This is a genomic window from Microbacterium gorillae, assembly GCF_000826185.2.
In the GTDB taxonomy this organism is placed as follows: Bacteria; Actinomycetota; Actinomycetes; order Actinomycetales; family Microbacteriaceae; genus Microbacterium; species Microbacterium gorillae.
The window spans coordinates 958,357-977,786 of record NZ_LN648875.1; the positions used below are offsets into that span (position 1 = coordinate 958,357).

Sequence of the window (19,430 nt, forward strand, 5' to 3'; positions counted from 1 at the left end):
CCCGCATCCCCGTGTCGTCGGTATCCTCTGCTCACTGTCGAGCGAGCACTCGACGCGACAATGACGTCGACTGGGGGAAGAACATGGCGCGACGACGCCTCATCACGGCCTGGGCGGGTGGCGCGACCGTCGTGCTCGCCTCCGTCTTCGCACTCACCCCCGCGGTGCACGCGGAGACCGCACCGAGCGAGGACGCTCCGGCGAACGTCGTCGTCAGCCTGGCGTGGGAGAAGCCGGAGTCCGCGACCGCGGTGCCTGCCCCGACGTACACCGTCGACTACGAATACGACGGGCCGTCGTGCAGCGACGACGGCACCCCGCTGACCGGCGGCGGCAGCTTCGAGGTCACGGTCGGAGGCGAAACGACGCTCGTCGGCGTACCCGGCGGCGTCAATCTGACCCTGTCAGCCCGCCCCCTGGACGGTTACCTCGCCCCCGGGATCGCGGCGGGCTGGCCCTGGTTCGCCGAGAACGGCACGGCGTCCTCCTGTGGCGGAAGCGAAACGCGCTACCACGGCTACACCTCGTTGAGCTTCAGCAGCGGACACGCGACCTGGCAGGCGGTCTCGCCGGACGGGAAGCTCCTTCCGGGCGCCGTGTGGGAGCTGGTCGGGCCGGAGAGCCGCTTCGTCATCGACGGTCCGCCCCAGAACCCGGACGCCCCGAACGAGCCGGGTTGGGGATACGCCGGATACGGGGAGTGGGGCGAGTTCATCCTCACCGAGCTCACTCCCCCACCCGGGTACAGCGGTGTGGCCCCCATCACGTTCGTCGTGGACGGCACCCACCTGGTGCATGAGCTCGGACCGATCGTGCACCAGCCCCTGGTTACGGAACCGACTCCCACACCGACGGCCACGCCTGAGCCGACGACCACCACGGACCCGTCGCCGACGGCCACGGCGTCACCGACGTCCACCGCCGTCCCGTCACCGACGTCCGTGCCGACGCGGTCCGCGACGGCGCCCCCGACGCGCCCCGCGAGCGCGTCGCCGACCCGCACGGGCCTGGCCAGCACCGGCGCGAGCGGTGCGGAGTCCGCAGCCGCCGTCGTCGTCGGGCTCCTCGTCGCGGGGATCGGGACCGCTGTGATCGCTCGCACGCGCACCCGCGCCACGCCGCGCCGGGACTGATCGACCCCTGGCGCCCTCGGGCGCGGCGGCCTAGCGTGACCACCATGAAGATGTCACCCGAGCTGGAGAAGCTCTTCAACGACCAGATCACCCTCGAGTTCGGGGCCTCCATGGTCTACCGCCAGCTGGCCATCGAGATGGAGGACAACGACTTCCCCGGGGCCGCGCAGTGGTTGCGCCACCAGGCCGACGAGGAGATCGTGCACGCGAACAAGTTCATCGATCACCTCGCTGACCGCGGCAACCATCCGTCCATCGGCACGATCTCGGCGCCCAAGTCACCCGGCACGACGATGCTGAAGGTCTTCAACGCCGCCCTCGCGCACGAGCAGAAGGTGTCCGCGGCCATCCGCGGTCTCGTGAACGCCGCGGAAGCGGAAGGAGACCTCGACTCCCGCCCACTGCTGAACTGGTTCCTGTCCGAGCAGATCGAGGAGGAGTCCACGGTCAGCGAGATCATCGGCCGCATCCAGCTCATCGGAGACGACGGCGTCGGCCTCTACCAACTCGATCTCGAGCTCGCCCAGCGTCCGGTCGCGACCACCGAGAACACCGGCGGCAGCCCGCACTGAGCCGCCGCGGACGTCAGGACTTCGCCGCGTCCTCGCCCGTCACGTGCGGCATCTTGACGAAGAGCATCAGGACCAGGCCGACCGCGATCACGGCGATGATGCCGAGGATGCCCCAGTAGATGGCGCCGAACCACGCGATGAGCAGCGTCCAGGCGAGGGAGGCGAGCCAGCTCGCCGCGCGTCCGGTCGTGGCGTACAGGCCGAAGATCTCACCCTCGCGGCCCACCGGAGTGACGCGCGCGAGTAGGGAGCGGGATGCGGACTGCACCGGCCCCACGAGCGAGGACAGCACCATCCCGCAGATCCAGAACACGACCTTGCCGGAGTCGTGCGCGACGAAGACGACGAAGCCGCTGAGCACCAGCAGGCTCAGCGCGCCGATGATGACCGCCCGCGGCCCGAAGCGGTCATCCAAACGCCCGCCGATGATCGTGCCGATCCCGGCGATGAGGTTCGCGGCGATGCCGAAGATGATGACCTCGTTCGAGGAGAAGCCGAACACCCGAGCCGCGATCACCGCACCGAAGGTGAACACGCCGCTCAGTCCGTCTCGGTAGACAGCGCTGGCGCACAGGAACCAGAACGTGGGCCGGTCCTCGCGGAAGATCCGCGCGATGTGGCGGAACAGGTCCACGTAGCTGAGGAAGAAGTTGCGCTTCGGGCCGGTGACGAGCTTCGGCGTCTCGGCCACGTTCAGGACGAGCGGGATGGAGAAGACGACGGCCCACACCGCGCAGCCGACGGCGATGAGGCGATAGGCCATGCCGTTGGAGGTGTCCATGCCGAACCAGTGGAAGCTGTTCAGGAGCACCACGATCACGAGCGCGACGATGCCGCCGATGTAGCCGAGGCCCCACCCGAGGCCACTCACCCGGCCGACGGTCTTCGGCGTCGCCACCTGCGTGATCATCGAGTTGTAGTTGACGCCGGCGAGCTCGCTGAACACGGTGCCGGCGGAGATGAGCACGACGCCGAGAATGAACCATTCCGGCGCACCCTGCACGAAGTAGAGCAGGGCCATCGTCACCACGAGAGCGGTGGTGTAGACGATCAACCATTGCTTCCGCTTGCCGGCCGCATCCGCGCGCTGAGCCAGCACGGGAGCGAGCAGCGCGATGAGGATGCCTGCGATCGTCGTGCCCCAGCCGAGCGTGGCGGCGAGGTCGGCGAACGCCGCCTGCTTGACGGGGTTGTCGTCGGCGAGCGCGGCGACGGACGGGTCCAGGAAGGTGTCGCTGATCAGATAGAGCGTCGTGAAGACGAACGTCAGGATCACGGAGTTGAACGGCTGCGTCGCCCAGTCCCACATGGCCCAGGACCACACCTGCTTGCGAGGTATCACACGGTCGGCGTTCTCATCGAGCGCAAGGGCCGGCAGTGCATCGGTGTCCACGGTCGCACGGACCTGCGGATCGCGGTCGGCGGCATCGGGGGTCGTCATGCGCTCACCCTAGCGGCCGCCGGGAACGCGACGGTGGACCCCACTCGGTCCTGCGGCCAGGAGCACGCGCGATGCCGGTCGGGAGATCGGACTTGCGCGTGAATACGATCGTATTCTAAGGTGCAGAATACGTTCGTATTCGGAGGTTCAGATGTCCGGCAACAGACACCCGCTCCCCGCCGCCTGGCGGCCACGCCTTCCCTGGCTCGTCGCTCTCGGCCTGGCCCTCATTCCCCTGATCTGCACCGCGGTCGGTTCCGCCATCGGTCAGGTGCTCGACCTCCCGAACGCGGCAGCGATGCTGGTCATCGCCGCCGCCGTCACGGTGTCCGCGACGATCGGCCTGCTGATCGCTCGAGCCGCCGCCCCCGGTCTGCGGGGCTTCGGTTTCCGCGCTCCCGCGAGCCAGCCGCTCCCTGCCCTGCTGATCATCCCCGCCCTCACGGTGATCATCACCGTGGCGGCGGGCGGCGGCTTCGCACCGTTGCCCACGATCGCCGCGGCGGTCGTCCTGTGCGCGGTGGTGGCGGTCAACGAGGAGCTCTTCTTCCGCGGTCTCGTCCTCGGGGCGCTTTCGCGTTATGGCGCTCGGGTGGCCGTATCCGGTTCGGCCGGGTTCTTCGCGGTTCTGCACCTCGGATCTCTCGCGGGCGGCGCCTCCCCGCTGTACGCAGCACTGCAGCTCGTCTTCGCGGCCCTGTTCGGCATCGTCGCCGGCGAGCTCGCCTGCCTGACCGGCAGCCTATGGCCGACGATCGCCTGGCACTTCGCCTACGACCTCGCCTCCTATGCGACCGGGGACGCGCTGACGCCCCTGTCCCTCACCGGCATCGGGGTGAACTGCGCCGCACTCGCGATCCTGGCGGTCATTCTCTGGCGCCGTCTTCCTCGCCGTACTGTGGACGCATGACCTACAGCGCCCGCCAGCTCGAGCTTGCGGACGCCGGCCTCGCGCTCACGGCGCGGTCGGGCCTCGCGGCCGTGACCTTCCGCACCGTCGCCGCCGAGTCCGGATGGTCGGTCGGAGCCGTGCAGAAGGCGTTCGCGACGAAGGACGCCCTGCTGAGCGCCATGTTCGCGCGGTTGCGAGAACGCGATCAGCCGCTGCCGGAGGCGCCACCGGGGCAGCCGACAGTGACCGAATGGCTCACCGAGCTGTTCGTTCTGATGATGCCGTTGGACCCCGAACGCCGCACCGCCTACGTCCTGGGGGCGGCATTCGGCGAGCGCGTCCCGTTCGATGACGCGATCGCCGCGGCGGTGCGCGCCAGCGATGCGGAGATCGAAGCCCGTATCGCTGCGCTGATCGGACTGGCGAAGTCGACCGGCGAGGCCGGAAGTGGGGTCGACCCCGTCTCGATCGCCGCCGCCTATCTCGCTCTGGCCACGGGGTGCGCGACGCGGCTGCTGGCGACCCACGAGCCGGAAGACGTCGTACGCGAGCGCGCAACGGCGTGGATCAGCGCACTCCTGCGCTGATCTGAACTCAGTCCTGCGGCCAGGCGGCGGAGAACTTCGTCAGCAGGCGGACGAACTCTGCGCGCTCGGCGGCGGTGAGCGCCTCGAGCGCGGTGCTGATCATGTCTCGACGCTGACCACGCATGCCGCGACCGAGGCGCTTTCCGTCGTCGGTCAGCGCGACGAGCGTGCGCCGGGCATCGTCCGGGTCCGCCTCCCGGCGAACGAGGCCGAGCTCGACGGACTGCTGCACCAGTCGCGACGCACGCGGCTGGTCCACGCCCACCGCGGTCGCGATATCGGACACCGCGAGCGGACCGTTCGCGGCCGCGAGAGCCTCGAGCAAGCGCATCCGCGCGATGCCCCCGAATCGTCCACCCATGCCGCCGGGTCCTCCCCAGCCGTGGTGCGGCCCATGCTCGTGCGGCCCGTGGTGGGGCGCCGCGTGATCCTCGGGCGGCAGCGGCCCACGCGGGCCACCGGGGCGCGGGCCCCGACGAGGACGCATGCGTCCGAGCGCCGCGGCGACGTCGTCGACGGGGTCCGTGGGGGTGTTGTTCTCGAGGCTCACGAATTGATTTTCACATGTCACTTGACAAGTATCGAAACTTCATGTCACACTACATGTACATGTCACCTGACATACAACGGCGTCGATCCGGACGGATCCGCCCACAGACATCGGGGCTGAGGCCCCACGAAAGGAATCACTCATGAACACCCATGATGAGAACAACAACAACGAACGAACCGACGCCGCATCGATCGGCACCCTGCTGCGTGCGGCCGGTTCCCTGTACCGCGCCGAGCTGCGCGCCACCCTGGCTGAGGAGGACGTGCACCCGGGCGCTCTGCGTCGGCTGCGTCGCATCGCCGCCGGATCCGACGCGCACGTCGGTGGACCCCGCACCCGTCGGCTCGCCGAGCGCGGCTGGGTCACCCGCACGGACGAGGGCATCGCGCTGACGCCGGAGGGCACCGCGCTCCTGGAGCGCGTGGCCGCCCGCCGTTCGGCGCTCGAGGAGCGTCTGGCCGACGCCATCGGCGCCGAGCACCTGGAGGACGTCCGCACCGCACTGGGCGCGCTCGCCACCGAGCTCGGCGGCGAAGAGCGACTGCGCGAGCTGCGCGCCGAGCGCCGCGGCCGGCGCCGCCCCGAGCGTGGGCACTCCCCGCGATGGGGTCACGGACACCGGATGTCGCGCGAGCGCGGCGACGGATTCGAGAGCCGGCGCCACGACCGTGGCGGCTTCGGCCCCGGTGACGAGCGTCGCGAGGGGCGTGGGCACCGCCGCGAGGGCTTCGGCCCGGGCTTCGGCCACCGCCCCGAGGACGAGTCGTTCCGCCCCGGACCCGACGGCTTCGGCCCGCGCGGTCCCCGGCACGACGAGCGCCGCGGCGGTCGGGAGTTCGGCTACAGCCGTCCGTTCCGGGACGACGCTCCGCAGTGCCGCCACGAGCGTGACGGTCGTCGCCACGAGGACCGTTCCGGCTTCGGCGATGAGCGGGCCCGCGAGGCATTCCGTCGCGGCTTCCACGCCGGCGCCCACTCCCACCGCGCACCGCGCGAATGGTGATCTCCGCTCTGATCTGAAGTCGAGCCCCGCACCCATTCCGGTGCGGGGCTCAATGGCGTTGCGAACGAACCCTCCGATCCGGACGGAGTGCTCGCGGGCGCTGTGGCTACACTGTGCGAAACCGCGCAGCACCAGGGGGAGCTCGATGGAAGACGTACTCGACACCGCGCGCGCCACGGCGGAAGACCACGACGCGACGGCCAACGACGTGCTCGCCGCCGCGATCGCGCTCGACGAGGCGTTGCAGCAGAAGACCGGACGCAGCGCCGAGGCGCTCCCGATCCTCGTCACGCTCTACACCCGCGCCGGCGAGGCGGGACTGGTCGACGGCTGGATCCGACTCGCGCGGCTGCACGGGCCGCACGGGATCTCGCCGACCCCGGCCGTGGCGCTCGCCGCGAGCGAGCGGGCAGCCGAATCCGGTGAGCCGACGGCTGTGGCGGAGTTCGTCCGCGCGGTCCGCGCAGCTCCCGTGGAGCTGGCCGAACCCCTGTACGCCGAGGCCGCCGAGCACCTGAACGCGGCCCTCGTCCAGCACCCGGATCCGGACCTGATGGTGCTGTCGGCCTTCATGCTCGCTGACGGACAGGGCTACGCGGCGGACCCCGCTCAGGCACGCCAGGTTCTGGAGGCCGCCGCCGCAGCAGGCAGCGCCGATGCGCACTTCGAGCTCTACGTCTACGACATGACCGGCGCCACTGGCCCCGAGGATCGCGAGTCCGCGATCTCGCATCTGCGGGCGGCCGCGCACGGCGGCAACCACCGGGCGATGGCGAACCTCGGTGCGATGTACGCCACCGGAGACGGCGTGGAGGCCGACGAGGACAGCGCCGTCGCCTGGTACCGGCGTGCCGCGGACGCGGGCAACGCGAGGGCCGCATTCAACCTGGCGATCATGTTCTCCACCGGAGACGGCGCCCCGAAGGACCGCCGACTCGCGCAGCACTACCGTCGCATCGCCGCCGATCGCGGCCTCGCGAACTGACCGGGACCGGACGCCCCGGACCGGAGTGCCCCGGGCGTCAGCGGACCCGCTTGTCCTGCGCCAGCTCGATGAGCCGCGGCAGGACGCGTCCGGTGCGCAGGCCCCCGTGCTCGTTCTCACTGGTCACCCACGTCTTCACGCCGGGCAGGAGCTCGGCCGTCTCCAGCGAGAACTCCAGCGGAACGTAGACGTCGTTGACGTAGATCGCCGCCGCCCCGGTCGCACCCGACGCCGCGATCTTCTCGGCGTCGTACAGCTGCGGCCAGTCCACCGTCGCGAGCTCGTCGACGACGTCCTTCCACGGCTGGAAGGCCGGCACGGTCTCGGTCCAGTCCCGGCGGACGTGCTCGCCGGTGAACAGCGTGGGATCGTCGCGGTAGTCCTGCGGCTCGGTGCGTTCGGCGGACCAGTTCGTGGCGAAGCCGTCCGCGTAGCTGGACTCGTGGAAGACGTAGTACAGCGGATTCCGTCCGCCGAACGGCATGGCCCCGGCGAGGTCGTAGCGGAATGCGTTCGTCAGCGGGTCGCCGTCCAGGACGCTCCACAGCTGCTGCCAGCCGTTGTCGCTGCCGAGCAGCGACCCGGTCGAGCGCAGACGCGACACCGAGACGACTTCGCCGGACGGCAGCACGATGCGTCCGTCCGCGGCGAGGTCGACCAGGCGCCGCATGGCGTCGCGATGCTCCGGGAAGCGGCGATAGTAGCGCTCCGTCATCACGCGCATCTTGTCGTAGCAGAGTGCGTAGACGTCGTCCGGGTGACGCCCGACGGCGGACAGTCCCCCGGTGATGAAGACGTCGTCGAGGGACGAGGCGTCCGTGGTCAGGTAGGCGAGTGTGGTGAAGCCGCCGAACGACTGTCCCAGCGTGCTCCAGGTCGTGGCCCCGAGATGCTCGCGCATCGCTTCCGCGTCGCGGACGATGCTGTCGGCGCGGAGGTGCGTCAGGTGCTCCGCCACGTCCGTGGCGCTCATCTCGTCGAGGATCCCGTCCGAAACCGGGGAGGACTTGCCGGTGCCGCGCTGGTCGAGCATGACCACGCGGTAGTGCGCCAGGGCGTCATCGAGCCAGCTCGGCTGCGTGGGCTGGTGGAACGGCGTGGGCGCCTCGATGCCCGGTCCGCCCTGCAGGAACGTCAGGTACGGCAGGTCCTCGCCACCCTCGCGCGTGACGACGGCCGCGTGCACGTCGATCGTCCGCTTGTCCGCGTCGTCACCCCACACCAGCGGCACGGTGATGATGTGGTCATCGACGGTCAGATCCTGCAGACGGCGGGTGGTGGTGGTGCTCACCCCTCCAGGCTAGTGGCGCGCGGATTCAGCCGCCGAGGGATCACACGCCCGCACGCACAGGAGGGCGTCCTCGAGGTAGCGCACGAAGATCTCGGGGTTCTCGGCGTGCGGAAAGTGTCCGAGTTCGGGCATCTCCACGAAGGAGGCATTCGGAATCGCCGCCGCCAGTTCCCGCGATGCGGCCGGCGGCACGGTGGTGTCGTAGCTTCCGCTCAGCACGGCGATGTGGGGCGAGTCGGTGGTGAGCAGCTGCTCGACCGCACCCAGATCCCACTGCTGGTACGAGTCGATGTCCGCGGCGTACAGCCCCTGTCCGGCGGAGGAGTATCCCCACCACACCCGCCGGCGCATCTCCACCGGTGATGCCGGATTCATCAGTCCGACGGTCCACTCCGGGATGAACAGGGAGGGGTTCACGTCGGTCGCGCGCAAGCGCGGGTCGGTGCGGTTGCGCACCGACCGTCCGGCCTGGCACGACACCGCTCCCGCGAATCGGTCGGGATGGGTCGCGACGGCGTGGACCACGGCGGCTCCGGCCATGGACGCACCGATCAGGGTCGGTCGCGACAAGTGCAGCGCGTCGGCGACCGCGACGATGAGTTCCGTGTAGGTCTCGGGGGTCAGGTGCCAGTCACCGGGTGCCGCTCCGGCGATGGGCGAGGACATGCCGTGCCAGGGCAGGTCCACGGTGATCAGCTCGTACCGGTCCGTGAGATCGGTTCGCGTCATGACCCCGTGCCACTGCGAGATGTCGCTGCCCGCGGTCGCGAATGCGAGCAGCGGCGGGCCGTCCCCACACCGTTCCACGTGCAGATCCGCGCGGCCGAGCGAGGTCGCCACGCGGTGGTAGGACCCGCTCGCCCGCAGCGGGCGGGGTTCGGGTGGTGCCACCGCACCGTCATCGCGCGCGGCGCTCAGCAGGGAACGGACGAGGTGAACGTGTCGCCAGAACGCGTCAGCGTCCCCGTCGACGCGCACCAGCCCGGTCCGAACCAGGTGAACGATGCTGTGACGTCCGGGCGGCGGCGCATCAGCGGTCAGGTCGTTCCACAGCTCGTCCGGAGCGATCAGGGTGAAGTCGGGCTCGTCCGAGGGGGGACGAGGTTCGCCGTCCACGATCGTGACCGCGCGCCGCTCGGACTCGCCGACGAGCGCGAAGCTCACGGTCGCCCCACGCGCCAGCGCACGGAACTCGCGACCGGGCGCCGCACCTCCGACGCCCGTCACCGGAACTCACCGATCGTCGCGGCCAACCCCGCGAGCGGCCCCGCCAGCGGCGTATGACGCTCGAGTTCGCCGGAATCGTGCCCACTGACGATGACGGCGGCATCGGACTGCCGCAGCCGATCCAGGGTGGCGTAGGACTGCGGGAGGTCCGCCATCGATTGGAACAGCATGTCCCGGTCCATCTCCTCGTGGAAGTGGACGGCGTCGCTGGCGAGGATGACGGTCCCGACCGAAGTCCGCACGGTGACGACCGACTGGCCCGGGGTGTGGCCCCCGACCTTCGTGACGGTGACTCCGGGTGCGATCTCGACCTGCTCGTCGTACAGCGCCAGCCGCCCGTCCCCGACGGCGGGATCGAGCTCTGCCACCGCTTCGGGATCACCGAAGTGCGCGAACAGCGTGCGTCGCCCCATCCGTCCGGTCCAGAACTCGTGCTCGATCCGGGCCAGGTGAATGGTGGAGCTCGGGAAGGCCGCGATGTTGCCGATGTGGTCGTAGTGCGCGTGGGTGATGACCACCGGATGTCCCGCGGCCGGATCGACCCCGATCGCGCGCAGGGCCTCGAGGGGGTCGATGATCACCTCACGACCGCGCCGCGTCCCCTCGTCGCCCCGATACCCGGTGTCGACGACGATGACCTCGTCACCGCGCCGCAGTACCCACAGGAAGTAGTCGAGCCGGAACGGACCATCCGGCTCGTCATAGAACGCGTAGTTCATGTACGCGTCCGAGCGGGTCGTGGCTCGCGTGCCGTGTTTGATGATCACCACCTGCCAGGGTGCGGACTCGGCGGCGGCGGGGTCGTACGTCATGGTGCTGCGGTCCGAGGCTCAGGCGGCGCCGGACCCGCCCTCGTGCGCCGCGACGGTCGGCTCGATGCCCTCGGCGCCGACGATCTCGCGCCACGCCTCGAACCCGGTCTGGAACGCGACGATGCCGGCCTCGGGCAGTGCGATCTCGATCGCCTCGAGGATCTCCGTCGGCGTCAGTCCGAGGTCGAGCGCGACGCGGATGTGCGACTGGATGTGCCCCTTCGAGGCGCGCATGACGGTGAGCGAGACGATGAAGATGAGCTCCTTCGTCTTGCGGTCCAGGGTGCGCTGGTCGAGGTAGGCGGCCGAGACGATGTGGTTGGCGGCCTGGAGCACGGGGAAGTCCTGCTTCGCCATGATCTTGTGGTAATCCAGCACGTAGCCGCGCTTGGTCGCCATGTCGTCGATGTAGGCCTGCGCCTCGGCGTCCGGGTTCGTGTTCTGGTCGGTCATTCGTTCTCCTCCTGAGATGTGGTCCGGTTCTCGCCGAGGCCGTACAGCCGGGCGATCTCGGTGTGGTCGGGGTGGTCGCCGAGCTGCGGACGTCCATCGCGCAGGCGGTCGAAGACGGTGCGGGTGACGGGGATGTCGAGGCCATCCGTCATGCCCATGGCGATCGTGATGTCCTTCAGCATGAGGTCGTAGGCGAACCCGCTGTCGAACGTGCCGGTCAGCACGTAGCGCGGGAACTTCAACTCGCTGGACTGGCTGCGTCCCGTCGCGGCGTTCAGGACCTCGATCATGGTCGCCGGTTCGATGCCGAAGGACTCGGCGACGACGAGAGCCTCGCTCGCGACGGCGATGTTGCTCGCGCTGACGAGGTTGTTCAGGGCCTTCGCGGCATCGCCGGCACCGGCCGGGCCCACGTGCACGATCGATCCGCCCAGGACTTCCAGGTGCGACATCGCCCGCGCCACGGCGTCATCGGCGCCGCCGACCATGATGGCCAGCTCGCCGGAGACCGCCTTGATGACCCCGCCGGAGACCGGCGCGTCCACGTAGTCGATGGACCGGGTGGCACCCTCGGCGGCGAGCTCACGCGTGCTGCCCGGCTCGCTGGAGCCCATGTCGATCACGAGGGCTCCCTCCGGGAGCCGCGCGAACAGACCGTCATCGCCGCGCAGCACGCGCTCGACGTGGCGGCTCGTCGGCAGCATCAGGATGACGGTGTCGACGCCCTCGGGCAGCTCGGCGAGGTCGGCCACTGCGGTCGCCGGGCTCTCCCCGGTGACGTGGGCGACCGCGTCGGCGGACAGGTCGAACACGGCCGTGGGGAAGGCACGGGCGTGCAGCAGGGCCATGGGCGAGCCCATGTTGCCGAGGCCGATGAACAGCGTTGTCGACATGCGACGAATCCTTTCTGAGGCGCGTCAGTCGAAAGTGACCGACTGCCGGGGTGCGGTGTGGACGCGGAGCTCGAAGACATCCGGCCGGGAGTAGTGCCCGACGACGTCGAAGTCGAGGTGCGAGCGCGTCTTCAGGTCCGGGTCGATTTCGGCGTAGAGGATCGTCTCCTCATCGAAGACCGGACCGGCCAGAACCTCGCCCGTCGGCGCGACGATCATGCTTCCGCCGCGCATCACGGTCTCGCCGCCGGGAAGGTCGACCTCGAACGGGTGGTCCTCGGGATACGCGTCACGGGTGATGTACTGGCAGGCCGAAAGCACGTGCGTTCGACCCTCGACCGCGACGTGCGTCATCGTCGCCGCCCAGGTGGGCCGGTCATCGGCCGTCGGTGCGCAGTAGATCTCCACTCCCTTCGCGTACATCGCCTGACGCATCAGCGGCATGTAGTTCTCCCAGCAGATCACCGAGCCGACGCGACCGAACGGCGTGTCCATGACATCGAGGGTGGACCCGTCACCGAACCCCCAGATCACCCGCTCCGCCCCGGTCGGCATGAGCTTGCGATGCGCCCCCACGACTCCGCGTTCCGGATCGATCATCACGGCCGTGCAGTAGAGCGTTTCGCCGAGCCGTTCGATCACGCCGATCACGCAGAAGATGTCGTTCTCCCGCGCGGCCTCGGCCAGACGTGCGATCTCGGATCCGTCCAGGGTGACGGCCCCACGCGAATACCGAAGGTACTCATCTCGGCCCCCGGCGGTGCGCACTCCCACCGGGGCTCCGAACGTGCTGCCCTTCGGGTAGGTGCCGATGAAGGCTTCCGGGAAGACGGCGAGGCGTGCGCCGGCGCCGGCCGCCTCCGCCAGCCGGGCGATCGCCCGGTCGGTGGAGGCGGCGGCGTCGAACGGAACCGACGCGGCCTGGATGACGGCGACTTTCTGCATGATGTCCTCTCGTCCCGCTCAGCCCTGGGAGATGTCGATGCCCTTGGTCTCCTTCAACGTCGGCACCAGAATGGCCAGCGCGAGGATGGCGACGGCGATGACGTAGAAGGCGGGCGAGATGAGCAGGCCGGTCCCGGCGACCAGAGCCGCGGCGATGAGCGGACCCGGGCCGGCGAGGGCGGCGTACGCGACGTTGTAGCCGATGGCGGAGCCCGTGGCGCGGACCGAGGCCGGGAAGACCTCCACCAGGAGCACGTTGTTGACCACCGCCGTGCAGGCGACGAAGAACGCGAACGGGATCAGTGCGACCGCGACGAGCCAGGCGTTGCCCGTGCTCATCAGCAGGAACGCGGGCACCGGCCACACGATGAGTCCGATCAGTCCGGTGTAGAGCAGCGGGCGACGACCGAGCTTGTCCACGAGGGCGCCGACGAGCGGGTTGAAGCAGACGTAGATCGCCATCACGATGCCGCAGACCGTCAGCGCCTCCAGGCGGGGCATCCCGACCGGGCCGGACAGGAAGTTGTTCATGTACGTGATCAGGTAGTACAGCCCGACGCCGAAGATGCCGGAGAACGCGAGGGTCATGACGAACGCCTTCGCGACGACGCCGCGCGGTGCCTTCTCGAGCGTGTTCGACGCGCGCTTGCGCTCGACCTCTTCGAACACCGGGGTGTCGACGAGCTTGCGACGGATGTAGGTGGCGACGATCGCCATCAGGATCGAGGCGAGGAACGGCACACGCCAGCCCCACGAGTTCAGCGCGTCCTCGGGCATCGACGCGGTGAGGATCGCCGCGGTGACGGTGCCGATGAGGAATGCCAGGCCGGCGGTGCCGGTGACGACACTGGCGTACAGTGCGCGGTGCTGGCGCGGGGCGCTCTCACCGATGTACGCGGCCGCGCTGGTCCACTCACTTCCGGCGAAGGCTCCCTGCAGCAGACGCAGGATCACGATGATGACCGGTGCTGCGATGCCGATGGTGGCGTACGACGGCGTGAGGCCGATCAGGGTCGTGATGATGCCCATGCCGAGCACGGTGATGATCAGGACTGCGCGGCGTCCGAGACGGTCGCCCAGCGGGCCGAGGATGAGGGCACCGAACGGCCGCGAGATGAACCCGACCGCGAACACGGCGAGCGAGGAGAGCATCTCGGCGGTCGGATCGCCGGACGGGAAGAACTGCGCGCCGATGATGGCGGCGAAATAGCCGTAGATGGCGAAGTCGAACCACTCCATGAAGTTGCCGATGCCGACGGCCACCATGCGCCGCGTGCGATCGGACCTGCTCAGGGCGGTCGTAGCGGTCACGGGCGCGGGCTCGGCTTGCGTGGGGCTGGCCGGCGTGCGGGTGTTGTCCATTGCGTGATCTCCCTTGGTCACAGACGCGTCGGAACTCTCCTGTCACTGTGGCGGCGCGCATCGACAACAGTCAAACCGATGTTTATCATGGGCGGTATTAACGGTATTTCTTTGCACCAGGTCGACCTCAACCTCCTCGTCGTCTTCCAGACGCTGATGCAGGAGGGCAGCGTGACGCGCGCGGGCTACAAGCTCAATCTCTCCCAGAGCGCGGTCAGCGCAGCGCTCGGGCGGTTGCGGCGCCTCTTCGACGACCCGCTCTTCGAGCGCACACGGTCCGGCATGACCCCGACGCCCAAGGCGCTTTCCCTGTCAGTGAGCCTCGGACCGAGCCTCAGTGCGATCGCGGCGGTGATCCTCGAGGACGTCGAGTTCGAGCCGTGGCAGAGTTCACGCACCTTCCACCTGGCGATGTCCGACGACATCGAGGTGCGCTTCGGCCCCTGGGTCGCGCAGCAGAAACTCGCCCATAACTGGAACGTGAACTTCGCCATTCACCAGACGAATAGTACGTTGTGGCGCGAGACGCTCGAGGACCCGTTGATCGACGTGGTTCTCACGACGACCCCGGAGCACCTGCCCACGGGGGTCCGCTCGGAACCGCTCTTCTCGGGCGACTACCGGTGCGTCCACAATCCGCGCCTGCTGTCGCTGTCCACGCCGGTGACCGAACGTGAGTACATCGAGACCCGCCATGTCCGGGTGTCGTACGACCTGCAACGGGGATGGGTGGACGACGTGCTCGCCGCGATGGGTCAGCGCCGCAACACGCTGTGCACGATCAGCCACTTCAGCGGGTTGGGAGCGATCCTGCTGGACCTTCCCGTCATCGCCACGATCCCGGAGCACGTGGCGACGCGAATCGCGGCGATGCTCGATCTGCAGCTCTCACCGGTGCCGATTCAGATGCCGCGGTTCACGATCTCCGCACTGTGGCGGACCGAGGTCGACGGCCTGATCGAGAACCAGTGGATCCGCCAGCTCTGCCAGTCCTTCGTGCAGGCGCAGAAGCTCTGAGTCAGCCGCCGAGGGAACCGGCGTCCGTGGCGGAGACGTCAGTGCGGTGGAAGTTCTCGTACGAGCGGGACGCGGTCGGACCGCGCTGGCCCTGGTACCGGTTGCCGTAGGGGCCCGAGCCGTACGGGTTCTCCGTGGCGGACGAGAGCCGGAAGTAGCAGACCTGTCCGATCTTCATGCCCGGCCAGAGCTTGATCGGCAGGGTCGCGACGTTGGACAGCTCCAGCGTCACGTGACCGGTGAAGCCGGGGTCGATGAAGCCCGCGGTGGAGTGCGTCAGCAGGCCGAGCCGGCCGAGGGACGACTTGCCCTCCAGGCGTGCGGCGACGTCGTCCGGCAGCGTGACCTGCTCGTACGTGGAGCCGAGGACGAACTCCCCCGGGTGCAGGATGAACGGCTCGTCCGGCGCGACCTCGATGAGGTGCGTGAGATCGGGCTGGTCCTCACTCGGGTCGATGAAGGGGTACTTGTGGTTGTCGAACAGCCGGAAATACCGGTCCAGGCGCACGTCCACGCTGGAGGGCTGCACCATGGCGGGATCGAACGGATCCAGGGCGATCCGTCCGCGGGCGAGTTCGGCTTTGATGTCGCGATCCGAGAGCAGCACGGCACCAGCCTAGAGGGTGCCGCGCGTCCGCCTGCCAGAATCGAAGACCGAGGAGGAAGAAGCATGGCGCACGCACCGCGAGCCGAGGTCGACGTGACGGTGCCGCTCGTGCGTGATCTGCTCGCCGCGCAGCATCCGGACCTCCTCATCCGCCGCGATCTCGTCCCGTTCGCGGAGGGGTGGGACAACGTCATGCTGCGCCTCGGAACGGACCTCCTCGTCCGCCTGCCGCGGCGCGCGGTGGCCGTCGACCTCCTGCAGAACGAACAGCGCTGGTTGCCGGAGCTGCAGCGGGTTCTGCCGGCCACCGTCCCGGTCCCGGTGCGCGTCGGTGCTCCCTCTGGGGAGTACCCGTGGCCGTGGTCCGTTCTCACTTGGACGCCCGGGATGCCCGTCGGGATGGTGTCGGTGCACGATCGCCGCCCGCTGGCAGAACCGCTCGCGGAGTTCTTCGCCGCCCTGCACCGCCCGGCGCCGGCGGACGCACCGCGAAACCCCGTGCGCGGTGGCGCACTGACCTCACGCGCGGCCGCGTTCCGCGAGCGGCTGCCGCGCCTTCCGGAGCCCGCCCTGCTGGCCGACGTCTTCGACGATGCCGTGGCCGTGGACCTCAGCAGGCGCCCGGGGTTGTGGGGTCACGGTGATCCGCACCCGTTCAACCTCCTCGCCGACGGCCGGCGACTGGCGGCCGTGATCGACTGGGGCGATGTGACGGTCGGGGACCCGGCGAGTGACCTGGCGACCGCGTGGCTGACTTTCGACGAGAACGCCCATGCCCGGTTCCGCTCGCGATACGACGCTCTCGCCGCGCACGGCTTGGACGTGGCGGCTCTCTGGCGACGGGCCCGTGGCTGGGCCGTGCACCTGGGCGCGATCCTCGCGGTCGAGTCCGACGACCGTCCGGATCTGCGGGCGGTCGGAGAGCACGCGCTCGCCCGCCTCCGTCGCGAGTCCGCTACAGCTGGATGAGCAGCGGGACGCCGGTGAGGGCGTCCAGCAGCGCCAGCAGGATCGAGTGCGTGAGGCAGAACCCGAACGCCTCGAGGCGGTTGGCACGGACGCGGAAGTGGTCCACGAGCTTGCCGAGGAACCCGATCGGGTGCCGGATGTCCCAACTGTTCACGCGGAGGTAGCGACCGAGATACATGCCCAGCGTGACGAGCACGAGGATGCCGGCCACCACGATCCAGGACGCCGGCCGGGTGAACGGGTGCGTGACGTTCGGGAAGATGAGGCTGACGACCAGGAGCTGCGCGAGCGTGACGTTCAGCAGCGTGTTCGCGACGCCGGACAGGGCGAGCGTCAGGGTCTGCACGATGTCGTACCAGGCGGGGACCGGGCTGTCCTCGCGCCGGTGAGAGAAGTTCAGTTCGGTGATGAGGTAGGCCGCGTTCGGCAGCAGGAGGAGCCAGATCACGCCGCCGACAGCCAGCACAACCCCGAGCAGCGCCCGGCTGCCCGCGTCGACGGCGAGTTCCAACAACGCGACCGCTGCGACGAGGACGATCGTGGGCATCAGCGACAGCGCGATGTTCCACACCATCGGCCGATACACCGGCACGCGGTACAACCAGGAACGCGTCAGGACGAGCACGAGCGCGTAGACGTTCAGCGCGAGTGTGGCGGCGGCGAACACGACGATTCCGATCATGCGTCCCCTTCGCGCCCCGAAGAGCCGACTCTACCCCGACACCCCTTCCCTGCCGCACCGCGCTGGCCTAGTGTCGTGCGTGACAGAGAGGGGACGCTCATGTCCGATCGCGACGACTTCGTCATCCCGGGAATCTTCGACGCCGCTGAGCGGGAGCGAGAGGACCTCGCCTCCGTTGACGTCAACGGCAAGCGAGAACTCGATCCCGACGCCAACGAGGATCTCGTCGAGAGCTCCGACGCCGACCGCCTCGCGGCGGAGAACGGCGAAGCCGAAGACTGACCCTCACCCGCGCCGCTCCGGTGGCACCGGGTGTCGGTGCGCGCGGTCCCGGTGCCGGTGCGGCTTGCTGTCGCGACGCCGACGACGGGTATGCTGGTTCTCGGCGCGCGGATTCGGGCGCCGCACCCATGTACAACTCGTGCTGTTCCGGCCCCAGGCCCGGACCGTCGAGAGGTTCCGGGGCTGTAGTTCAATGGTAGAACTTCTGCTTCCCAAGCAGACAGCGCGGGTTCGATTCCCGTCAGCCCCTCCACGACTTCATCCGCAAACCAATTGTCAGTTCTCAACGTTGTTGAGACTTTCTCACGGTTGCTGAGACATGCTCACCGGGTGACGGGGGCGAGGGTGGACCCCGGTACGAAAGAGCCGCGCAGGCGTTCGTGTCGGACAGCGACTTCTCCGGGTGTCGCGAGCATCGAACGCATCACCGTCATCGCACGGACGGCCGCCGCTTCGATCGGGATCCGCACCGTCGTCAACCCGAGCAGGCCGTCGTCGTCGTACACCCCGTCCCACCCGGTGACTGAGAGGTCCTCGGGGACACGCAGCCCGGCACGCTTCGCTTCCGTGAGGAAGCGGATGAGGCGGTGGTCGGACGGGAACATCGCGGCGGTGATCTCGCCCCCCCGCGCCAGCGCGATCACCGTCTCGCAGTGCTCATCCCGCGTGTTGAACAGGGTCGCCGTGAGTTCCACCACCCCCCCACCCCGCCCCCGCAGAAGGGCGATGCACAGACGAGCCCCGATCGTCTCCGTGTCGCCGCACGGCCGGCCGCCGCTTCGATCGGGATCCGCACCGTCGTCAACCCGAGCAGGCCGTCGTCGTCGTACCCCCCGTCCCACCCGGTGACTGAGAGGTCCTCGGGGACACGCAGCCCGGCACGCTTCGCTTCCGTGAGGAAGCGGATGAGGCGGTGGTCGGACGGGAACATCGCGGCGGTGATCTCGCCCCGCCGCGCCATCGCGATCACCGTCTCGCAGTGCTCATCCGGCGTGTTGAACAGGTTCGCCGTGAGTTCCACCACCTCCACACCCCGCGCCCGCAGAAGGTCGATGCACAGACGAGCCCGGATCGTCTCCGTCCCCCAGATCGGCGACAGCACCGCCACCCGACGATGGCCGTAGTTGGCCACCGCGGACGCCATCAGCCGCGCGTTGTCCTCCTCGTCATACGAGATCGAGTAGATGTCGGGATGCTGCTCCGGACGGCCCACCACGACGACGGGCAACCGCGACGTCAGTGGCGCGATGAGTTCGCTCGAGAGCAGGCCGGTCGAGATGATCAGTCCGGCCACCCGCAACCCGATCAGCCGATCGAGCGCTGCACGCTCGTGCGTCTCGCCCTCCTCGGTGTCCGGAACGGCGGAGATCATATGCAGTCGTGAGCGGGAGACCTCCCGCTGGATCACGCTGTGAAGCAGGGCATATGCAGGGACGCGGGGGTCGCGCAGCAGCAGTCCGAGCATGTCCGAGGAACGCGACGCGAGCGACTGCGCCATGACGTTCGGAACGTACCCCAAGCGATCGACGGCATCCAGGACGGACCGTCGCACCGCGGCCGACACGTTCGTGCTCCCGCTGAGCACACGGGAGACGGTCGCCCGCGAGACCTTCGCCGCCTGCGCGACCGCTTCCATGGTCGCGGGAGCAGATGCAGCAGAGTCGCCCGCGGGCCCCGAGGTCATGACGCCCACATTATCGCCAGACCTGCGACGCGACAGCGAG

22 protein-coding genes and 1 tRNA gene are annotated in these 19,430 nt (G+C 69.2%); 10 read left to right on the forward strand and 13 right to left on the reverse strand.

The window, feature by feature from the left end:
* Positions 1–83 precede the first annotated feature (83 nt).
* Together BN1193_RS18065 and BN1193_RS13990 are read left to right on the forward strand one after the other, a co-directional pair.
* Complete coding sequence (locus tag BN1193_RS18065) at positions 84–1,133, forward strand: hypothetical protein (protein WP_052460806.1); 1,050 nt, start codon at positions 84–86, stop codon at positions 1,131–1,133.
* A 44-nt stretch (positions 1,134–1,177) separates the two neighbouring features.
* The gene (locus BN1193_RS13990; RefSeq protein ID WP_040168372.1) at positions 1,178–1,705 is read left to right on the forward strand and encodes a ferritin; all 528 of its coding nucleotides are present in this window, start codon (positions 1,178–1,180) and stop codon (positions 1,703–1,705) included.
* A gap of 13 nt (positions 1,706–1,718) precedes the next feature.
* Here the strand turns inward: BN1193_RS13990 and BN1193_RS13995 are convergent, their stop codons facing one another.
* Positions 1,719–3,146: an MFS transporter gene (locus BN1193_RS13995; protein WP_040167442.1), complete on the reverse strand. Its 1,428-nt coding sequence runs from the start codon at positions 3,144–3,146 to the stop codon at positions 1,719–1,721.
* A 151-nt stretch (positions 3,147–3,297) separates the two neighbouring features.
* On the opposite strand from BN1193_RS13995, the gene BN1193_RS14000 reads away from it, so the two are divergent.
* Positions 3,298–4,056: a CPBP family intramembrane glutamic endopeptidase gene (locus BN1193_RS14000; protein ID WP_040167444.1), complete on the forward strand. Its 759-nt coding sequence runs from the start codon at positions 3,298–3,300 to the stop codon at positions 4,054–4,056.
* The gene (locus BN1193_RS14005; protein WP_052460807.1) at positions 4,053–4,625 is read left to right on the forward strand and encodes a TetR/AcrR family transcriptional regulator; all 573 of its coding nucleotides are present in this window, start codon (positions 4,053–4,055) and stop codon (positions 4,623–4,625) included. The genes BN1193_RS14000 and BN1193_RS14005 overlap by 4 nt, the downstream gene beginning before the upstream one ends.
* A 7-nt stretch (positions 4,626–4,632) precedes the next feature.
* On the opposite strand, the gene BN1193_RS18360 is transcribed toward BN1193_RS14005, so the two are convergent.
* Positions 4,633–5,175, reverse strand: coding sequence for a MarR family winged helix-turn-helix transcriptional regulator (locus BN1193_RS18360; protein WP_230206510.1), 543 nt, complete (start codon positions 5,173–5,175; stop codon positions 4,633–4,635).
* A 142-nt stretch (positions 5,176–5,317) separates the two neighbouring features.
* Between BN1193_RS18360 and BN1193_RS14015 the strand changes: the two genes are divergently transcribed.
* Positions 5,318–6,181, forward strand: a complete 864-nt coding sequence (locus tag BN1193_RS14015; protein ID WP_040167446.1) for a MarR family winged helix-turn-helix transcriptional regulator — start codon at positions 5,318–5,320, stop codon at positions 6,179–6,181.
* A gap of 145 nt (positions 6,182–6,326) precedes the next feature.
* Positions 6,327–7,166, forward strand: coding sequence for a tetratricopeptide repeat protein (locus BN1193_RS14020; protein ID WP_052460808.1), 840 nt, complete (start codon positions 6,327–6,329; stop codon positions 7,164–7,166).
* Positions 7,167–7,203: 37 nt separating this feature from the next.
* On the opposite strand, the gene BN1193_RS14025 is transcribed toward BN1193_RS14020, so the two are convergent.
* The 7 genes from BN1193_RS14025 to BN1193_RS14055 are packed head-to-tail and all read right to left on the reverse strand — an operon-like array spanning position 7,204 to position 14,149.
* The gene (locus BN1193_RS14025) at positions 7,204–8,457 is read right to left on the reverse strand and encodes an alpha/beta fold hydrolase (RefSeq protein ID WP_040167447.1); all 1,254 of its coding nucleotides are present in this window, start codon (positions 8,455–8,457) and stop codon (positions 7,204–7,206) included.
* A 9-nt stretch (positions 8,458–8,466) separates the two neighbouring features.
* Positions 8,467–9,684, reverse strand: coding sequence for an alpha/beta fold hydrolase (locus BN1193_RS14030; protein ID WP_040167448.1), 1,218 nt, complete (start codon positions 9,682–9,684; stop codon positions 8,467–8,469).
* On the reverse strand, positions 9,681–10,496 hold the full coding sequence (locus BN1193_RS14035; RefSeq protein ID WP_040167449.1) for an N-acyl homoserine lactonase family protein: 816 nt from the start codon (positions 10,494–10,496) through the stop codon (positions 9,681–9,683). The genes BN1193_RS14030 and BN1193_RS14035 overlap by 4 nt, the downstream gene beginning before the upstream one ends.
* Positions 10,497–10,514: 18 nt before the next feature.
* Positions 10,515–10,949 carry a carboxymuconolactone decarboxylase family protein gene (locus BN1193_RS14040; RefSeq protein ID WP_040167451.1) on the reverse strand — a complete coding sequence of 145 codons (435 nt, stop codon included), beginning with the start codon at positions 10,947–10,949 and terminating at the stop codon, positions 10,515–10,517.
* Positions 10,946–11,842: an NAD(P)-dependent oxidoreductase gene (locus BN1193_RS14045; RefSeq protein ID WP_052460809.1), complete on the reverse strand. Its 897-nt coding sequence runs from the start codon at positions 11,840–11,842 to the stop codon at positions 10,946–10,948. Before BN1193_RS14045 ends, BN1193_RS14040 begins: the two co-directional genes overlap by 4 nt.
* Before the next feature lie 24 nt (positions 11,843–11,866).
* A complete protein-coding gene (locus BN1193_RS14050) occupies positions 11,867–12,787 on the reverse strand; it encodes a carbon-nitrogen hydrolase family protein (RefSeq protein WP_040167453.1) in 921 nt (306 codons plus the stop codon).
* 18 nt (positions 12,788–12,805) lie between these two features.
* A complete protein-coding gene (locus BN1193_RS14055; protein ID WP_195907875.1) occupies positions 12,806–14,149 on the reverse strand; it encodes an MFS transporter in 1,344 nt (447 codons plus the stop codon).
* 78 nt (positions 14,150–14,227) lie between these two features.
* On the opposite strand from BN1193_RS14055, the gene BN1193_RS14060 reads away from it, so the two are divergent.
* Positions 14,228–15,166, forward strand: coding sequence for a LysR family transcriptional regulator (locus tag BN1193_RS14060; RefSeq protein WP_094770543.1), 939 nt, complete (start codon positions 14,228–14,230; stop codon positions 15,164–15,166).
* Between the two features lies 1 nt (position 15,167).
* Here the strand turns inward: BN1193_RS14060 and dcd are convergent, their stop codons facing one another.
* Positions 15,168–15,773, reverse strand: a complete 606-nt coding sequence (dcd, locus tag BN1193_RS14065; protein WP_040167454.1) for a dCTP deaminase — start codon at positions 15,771–15,773, stop codon at positions 15,168–15,170.
* 63 nt (positions 15,774–15,836) lie between these two features.
* Here dcd and BN1193_RS14070 point away from each other — a divergent pair, with 63 nt between their 5' ends.
* A complete protein-coding gene (locus BN1193_RS14070) occupies positions 15,837–16,742 on the forward strand; it encodes an aminoglycoside phosphotransferase family protein (protein ID WP_040167455.1) in 906 nt (301 codons plus the stop codon).
* On the opposite strand, the gene BN1193_RS14075 is transcribed toward BN1193_RS14070, so the two are convergent.
* The gene (locus tag BN1193_RS14075) at positions 16,729–17,424 is read right to left on the reverse strand and encodes a DUF1361 domain-containing protein (protein ID WP_040167457.1); all 696 of its coding nucleotides are present in this window, start codon (positions 17,422–17,424) and stop codon (positions 16,729–16,731) included. The two genes, BN1193_RS14070 and BN1193_RS14075, sit on opposite strands and share 14 nt — an antisense overlap.
* A 99-nt stretch (positions 17,425–17,523) precedes the next feature.
* Between BN1193_RS14075 and BN1193_RS14080 the strand changes: the two genes are divergently transcribed.
* Positions 17,524–17,706 (forward strand): hypothetical protein, encoded by a 183-nt coding sequence (locus tag BN1193_RS14080; protein ID WP_040167458.1) that lies wholly within the window; start codon positions 17,524–17,526, stop codon positions 17,704–17,706.
* A gap of 179 nt (positions 17,707–17,885) precedes the next feature.
* Positions 17,886–17,959: transfer RNA gene (locus BN1193_RS14085), tRNA-Gly, on the forward strand.
* A 70-nt stretch (positions 17,960–18,029) separates the two neighbouring features.
* On the opposite strand, the gene BN1193_RS14090 is transcribed toward BN1193_RS14085, so the two are convergent.
* Entirely contained in the window at positions 18,030–18,401 is a 372-nt protein-coding gene (locus BN1193_RS14090; protein ID WP_195907901.1) for a substrate-binding domain-containing protein, read from the reverse strand.
* Positions 18,347–19,390: a LacI family DNA-binding transcriptional regulator gene (locus tag BN1193_RS14095; protein ID WP_094770544.1), complete on the reverse strand. Its 1,044-nt coding sequence runs from the start codon at positions 19,388–19,390 to the stop codon at positions 18,347–18,349. Before BN1193_RS14095 ends, BN1193_RS14090 begins: the two co-directional genes overlap by 55 nt.
* Positions 19,391–19,430 lie beyond the last annotated feature (40 nt).

What these genes read in the sequence shown, in the direction of transcription:
- BN1193_RS18065 (WP_052460806.1), top strand. Translation starts at nt 84, where the DNA reads ATGGCGCGACGACGCCTCATCACGGCCTGGGCGGGTGGCGCGACCGTC.
- BN1193_RS13990 (WP_040168372.1), top strand. Translation starts at nt 1,178, where the DNA reads ATGAAGATGTCACCCGAGCTGGAGAAGCTCTTCAACGACCAGATCACC.
- BN1193_RS13995 (WP_040167442.1), bottom strand. Translation starts at nt 3,146, where the DNA reads ATGACGACCCCCGATGCCGCCGACCGCGATCCGCAGGTCCGTGCGACC.
- BN1193_RS14000 (WP_040167444.1), top strand. Translation starts at nt 3,298, where the DNA reads ATGTCCGGCAACAGACACCCGCTCCCCGCCGCCTGGCGGCCACGCCTT.
- BN1193_RS14005 (WP_052460807.1), top strand. Translation starts at nt 4,053, where the DNA reads ATGACCTACAGCGCCCGCCAGCTCGAGCTTGCGGACGCCGGCCTCGCG.
- BN1193_RS14015 (WP_040167446.1), top strand. Translation starts at nt 5,318, where the DNA reads ATGAACACCCATGATGAGAACAACAACAACGAACGAACCGACGCCGCA.
- BN1193_RS14020 (WP_052460808.1), top strand. Translation starts at nt 6,327, where the DNA reads ATGGAAGACGTACTCGACACCGCGCGCGCCACGGCGGAAGACCACGAC.
- BN1193_RS14035 (WP_040167449.1), bottom strand. Translation starts at nt 10,496, where the DNA reads ATGACGTACGACCCCGCCGCCGCCGAGTCCGCACCCTGGCAGGTGGTG.
- BN1193_RS14040 (WP_040167451.1), bottom strand. Translation starts at nt 10,949, where the DNA reads ATGACCGACCAGAACACGAACCCGGACGCCGAGGCGCAGGCCTACATC.
- BN1193_RS14045 (WP_052460809.1), bottom strand. Translation starts at nt 11,842, where the DNA reads ATGTCGACAACGCTGTTCATCGGCCTCGGCAACATGGGCTCGCCCATG.
- BN1193_RS14050 (WP_040167453.1), bottom strand. Translation starts at nt 12,787, where the DNA reads ATGCAGAAAGTCGCCGTCATCCAGGCCGCGTCGGTTCCGTTCGACGCC.
- BN1193_RS14055 (WP_195907875.1), bottom strand. Translation starts at nt 14,149, where the DNA reads ATGGACAACACCCGCACGCCGGCCAGCCCCACGCAAGCCGAGCCCGCG.
- BN1193_RS14060 (WP_094770543.1), top strand. Translation starts at nt 14,228, where the DNA reads ATGTTTATCATGGGCGGTATTAACGGTATTTCTTTGCACCAGGTCGAC.
- BN1193_RS14070 (WP_040167455.1), top strand. Translation starts at nt 15,837, where the DNA reads ATGGCGCACGCACCGCGAGCCGAGGTCGACGTGACGGTGCCGCTCGTG.
- BN1193_RS14075 (WP_040167457.1), bottom strand. Translation starts at nt 17,424, where the DNA reads ATGATCGGAATCGTCGTGTTCGCCGCCGCCACACTCGCGCTGAACGTC.
- BN1193_RS14080 (WP_040167458.1), top strand. Translation starts at nt 17,524, where the DNA reads ATGTCCGATCGCGACGACTTCGTCATCCCGGGAATCTTCGACGCCGCT.
- BN1193_RS14095 (WP_094770544.1), bottom strand. Translation starts at nt 19,390, where the DNA reads ATGACCTCGGGGCCCGCGGGCGACTCTGCTGCATCTGCTCCCGCGACC.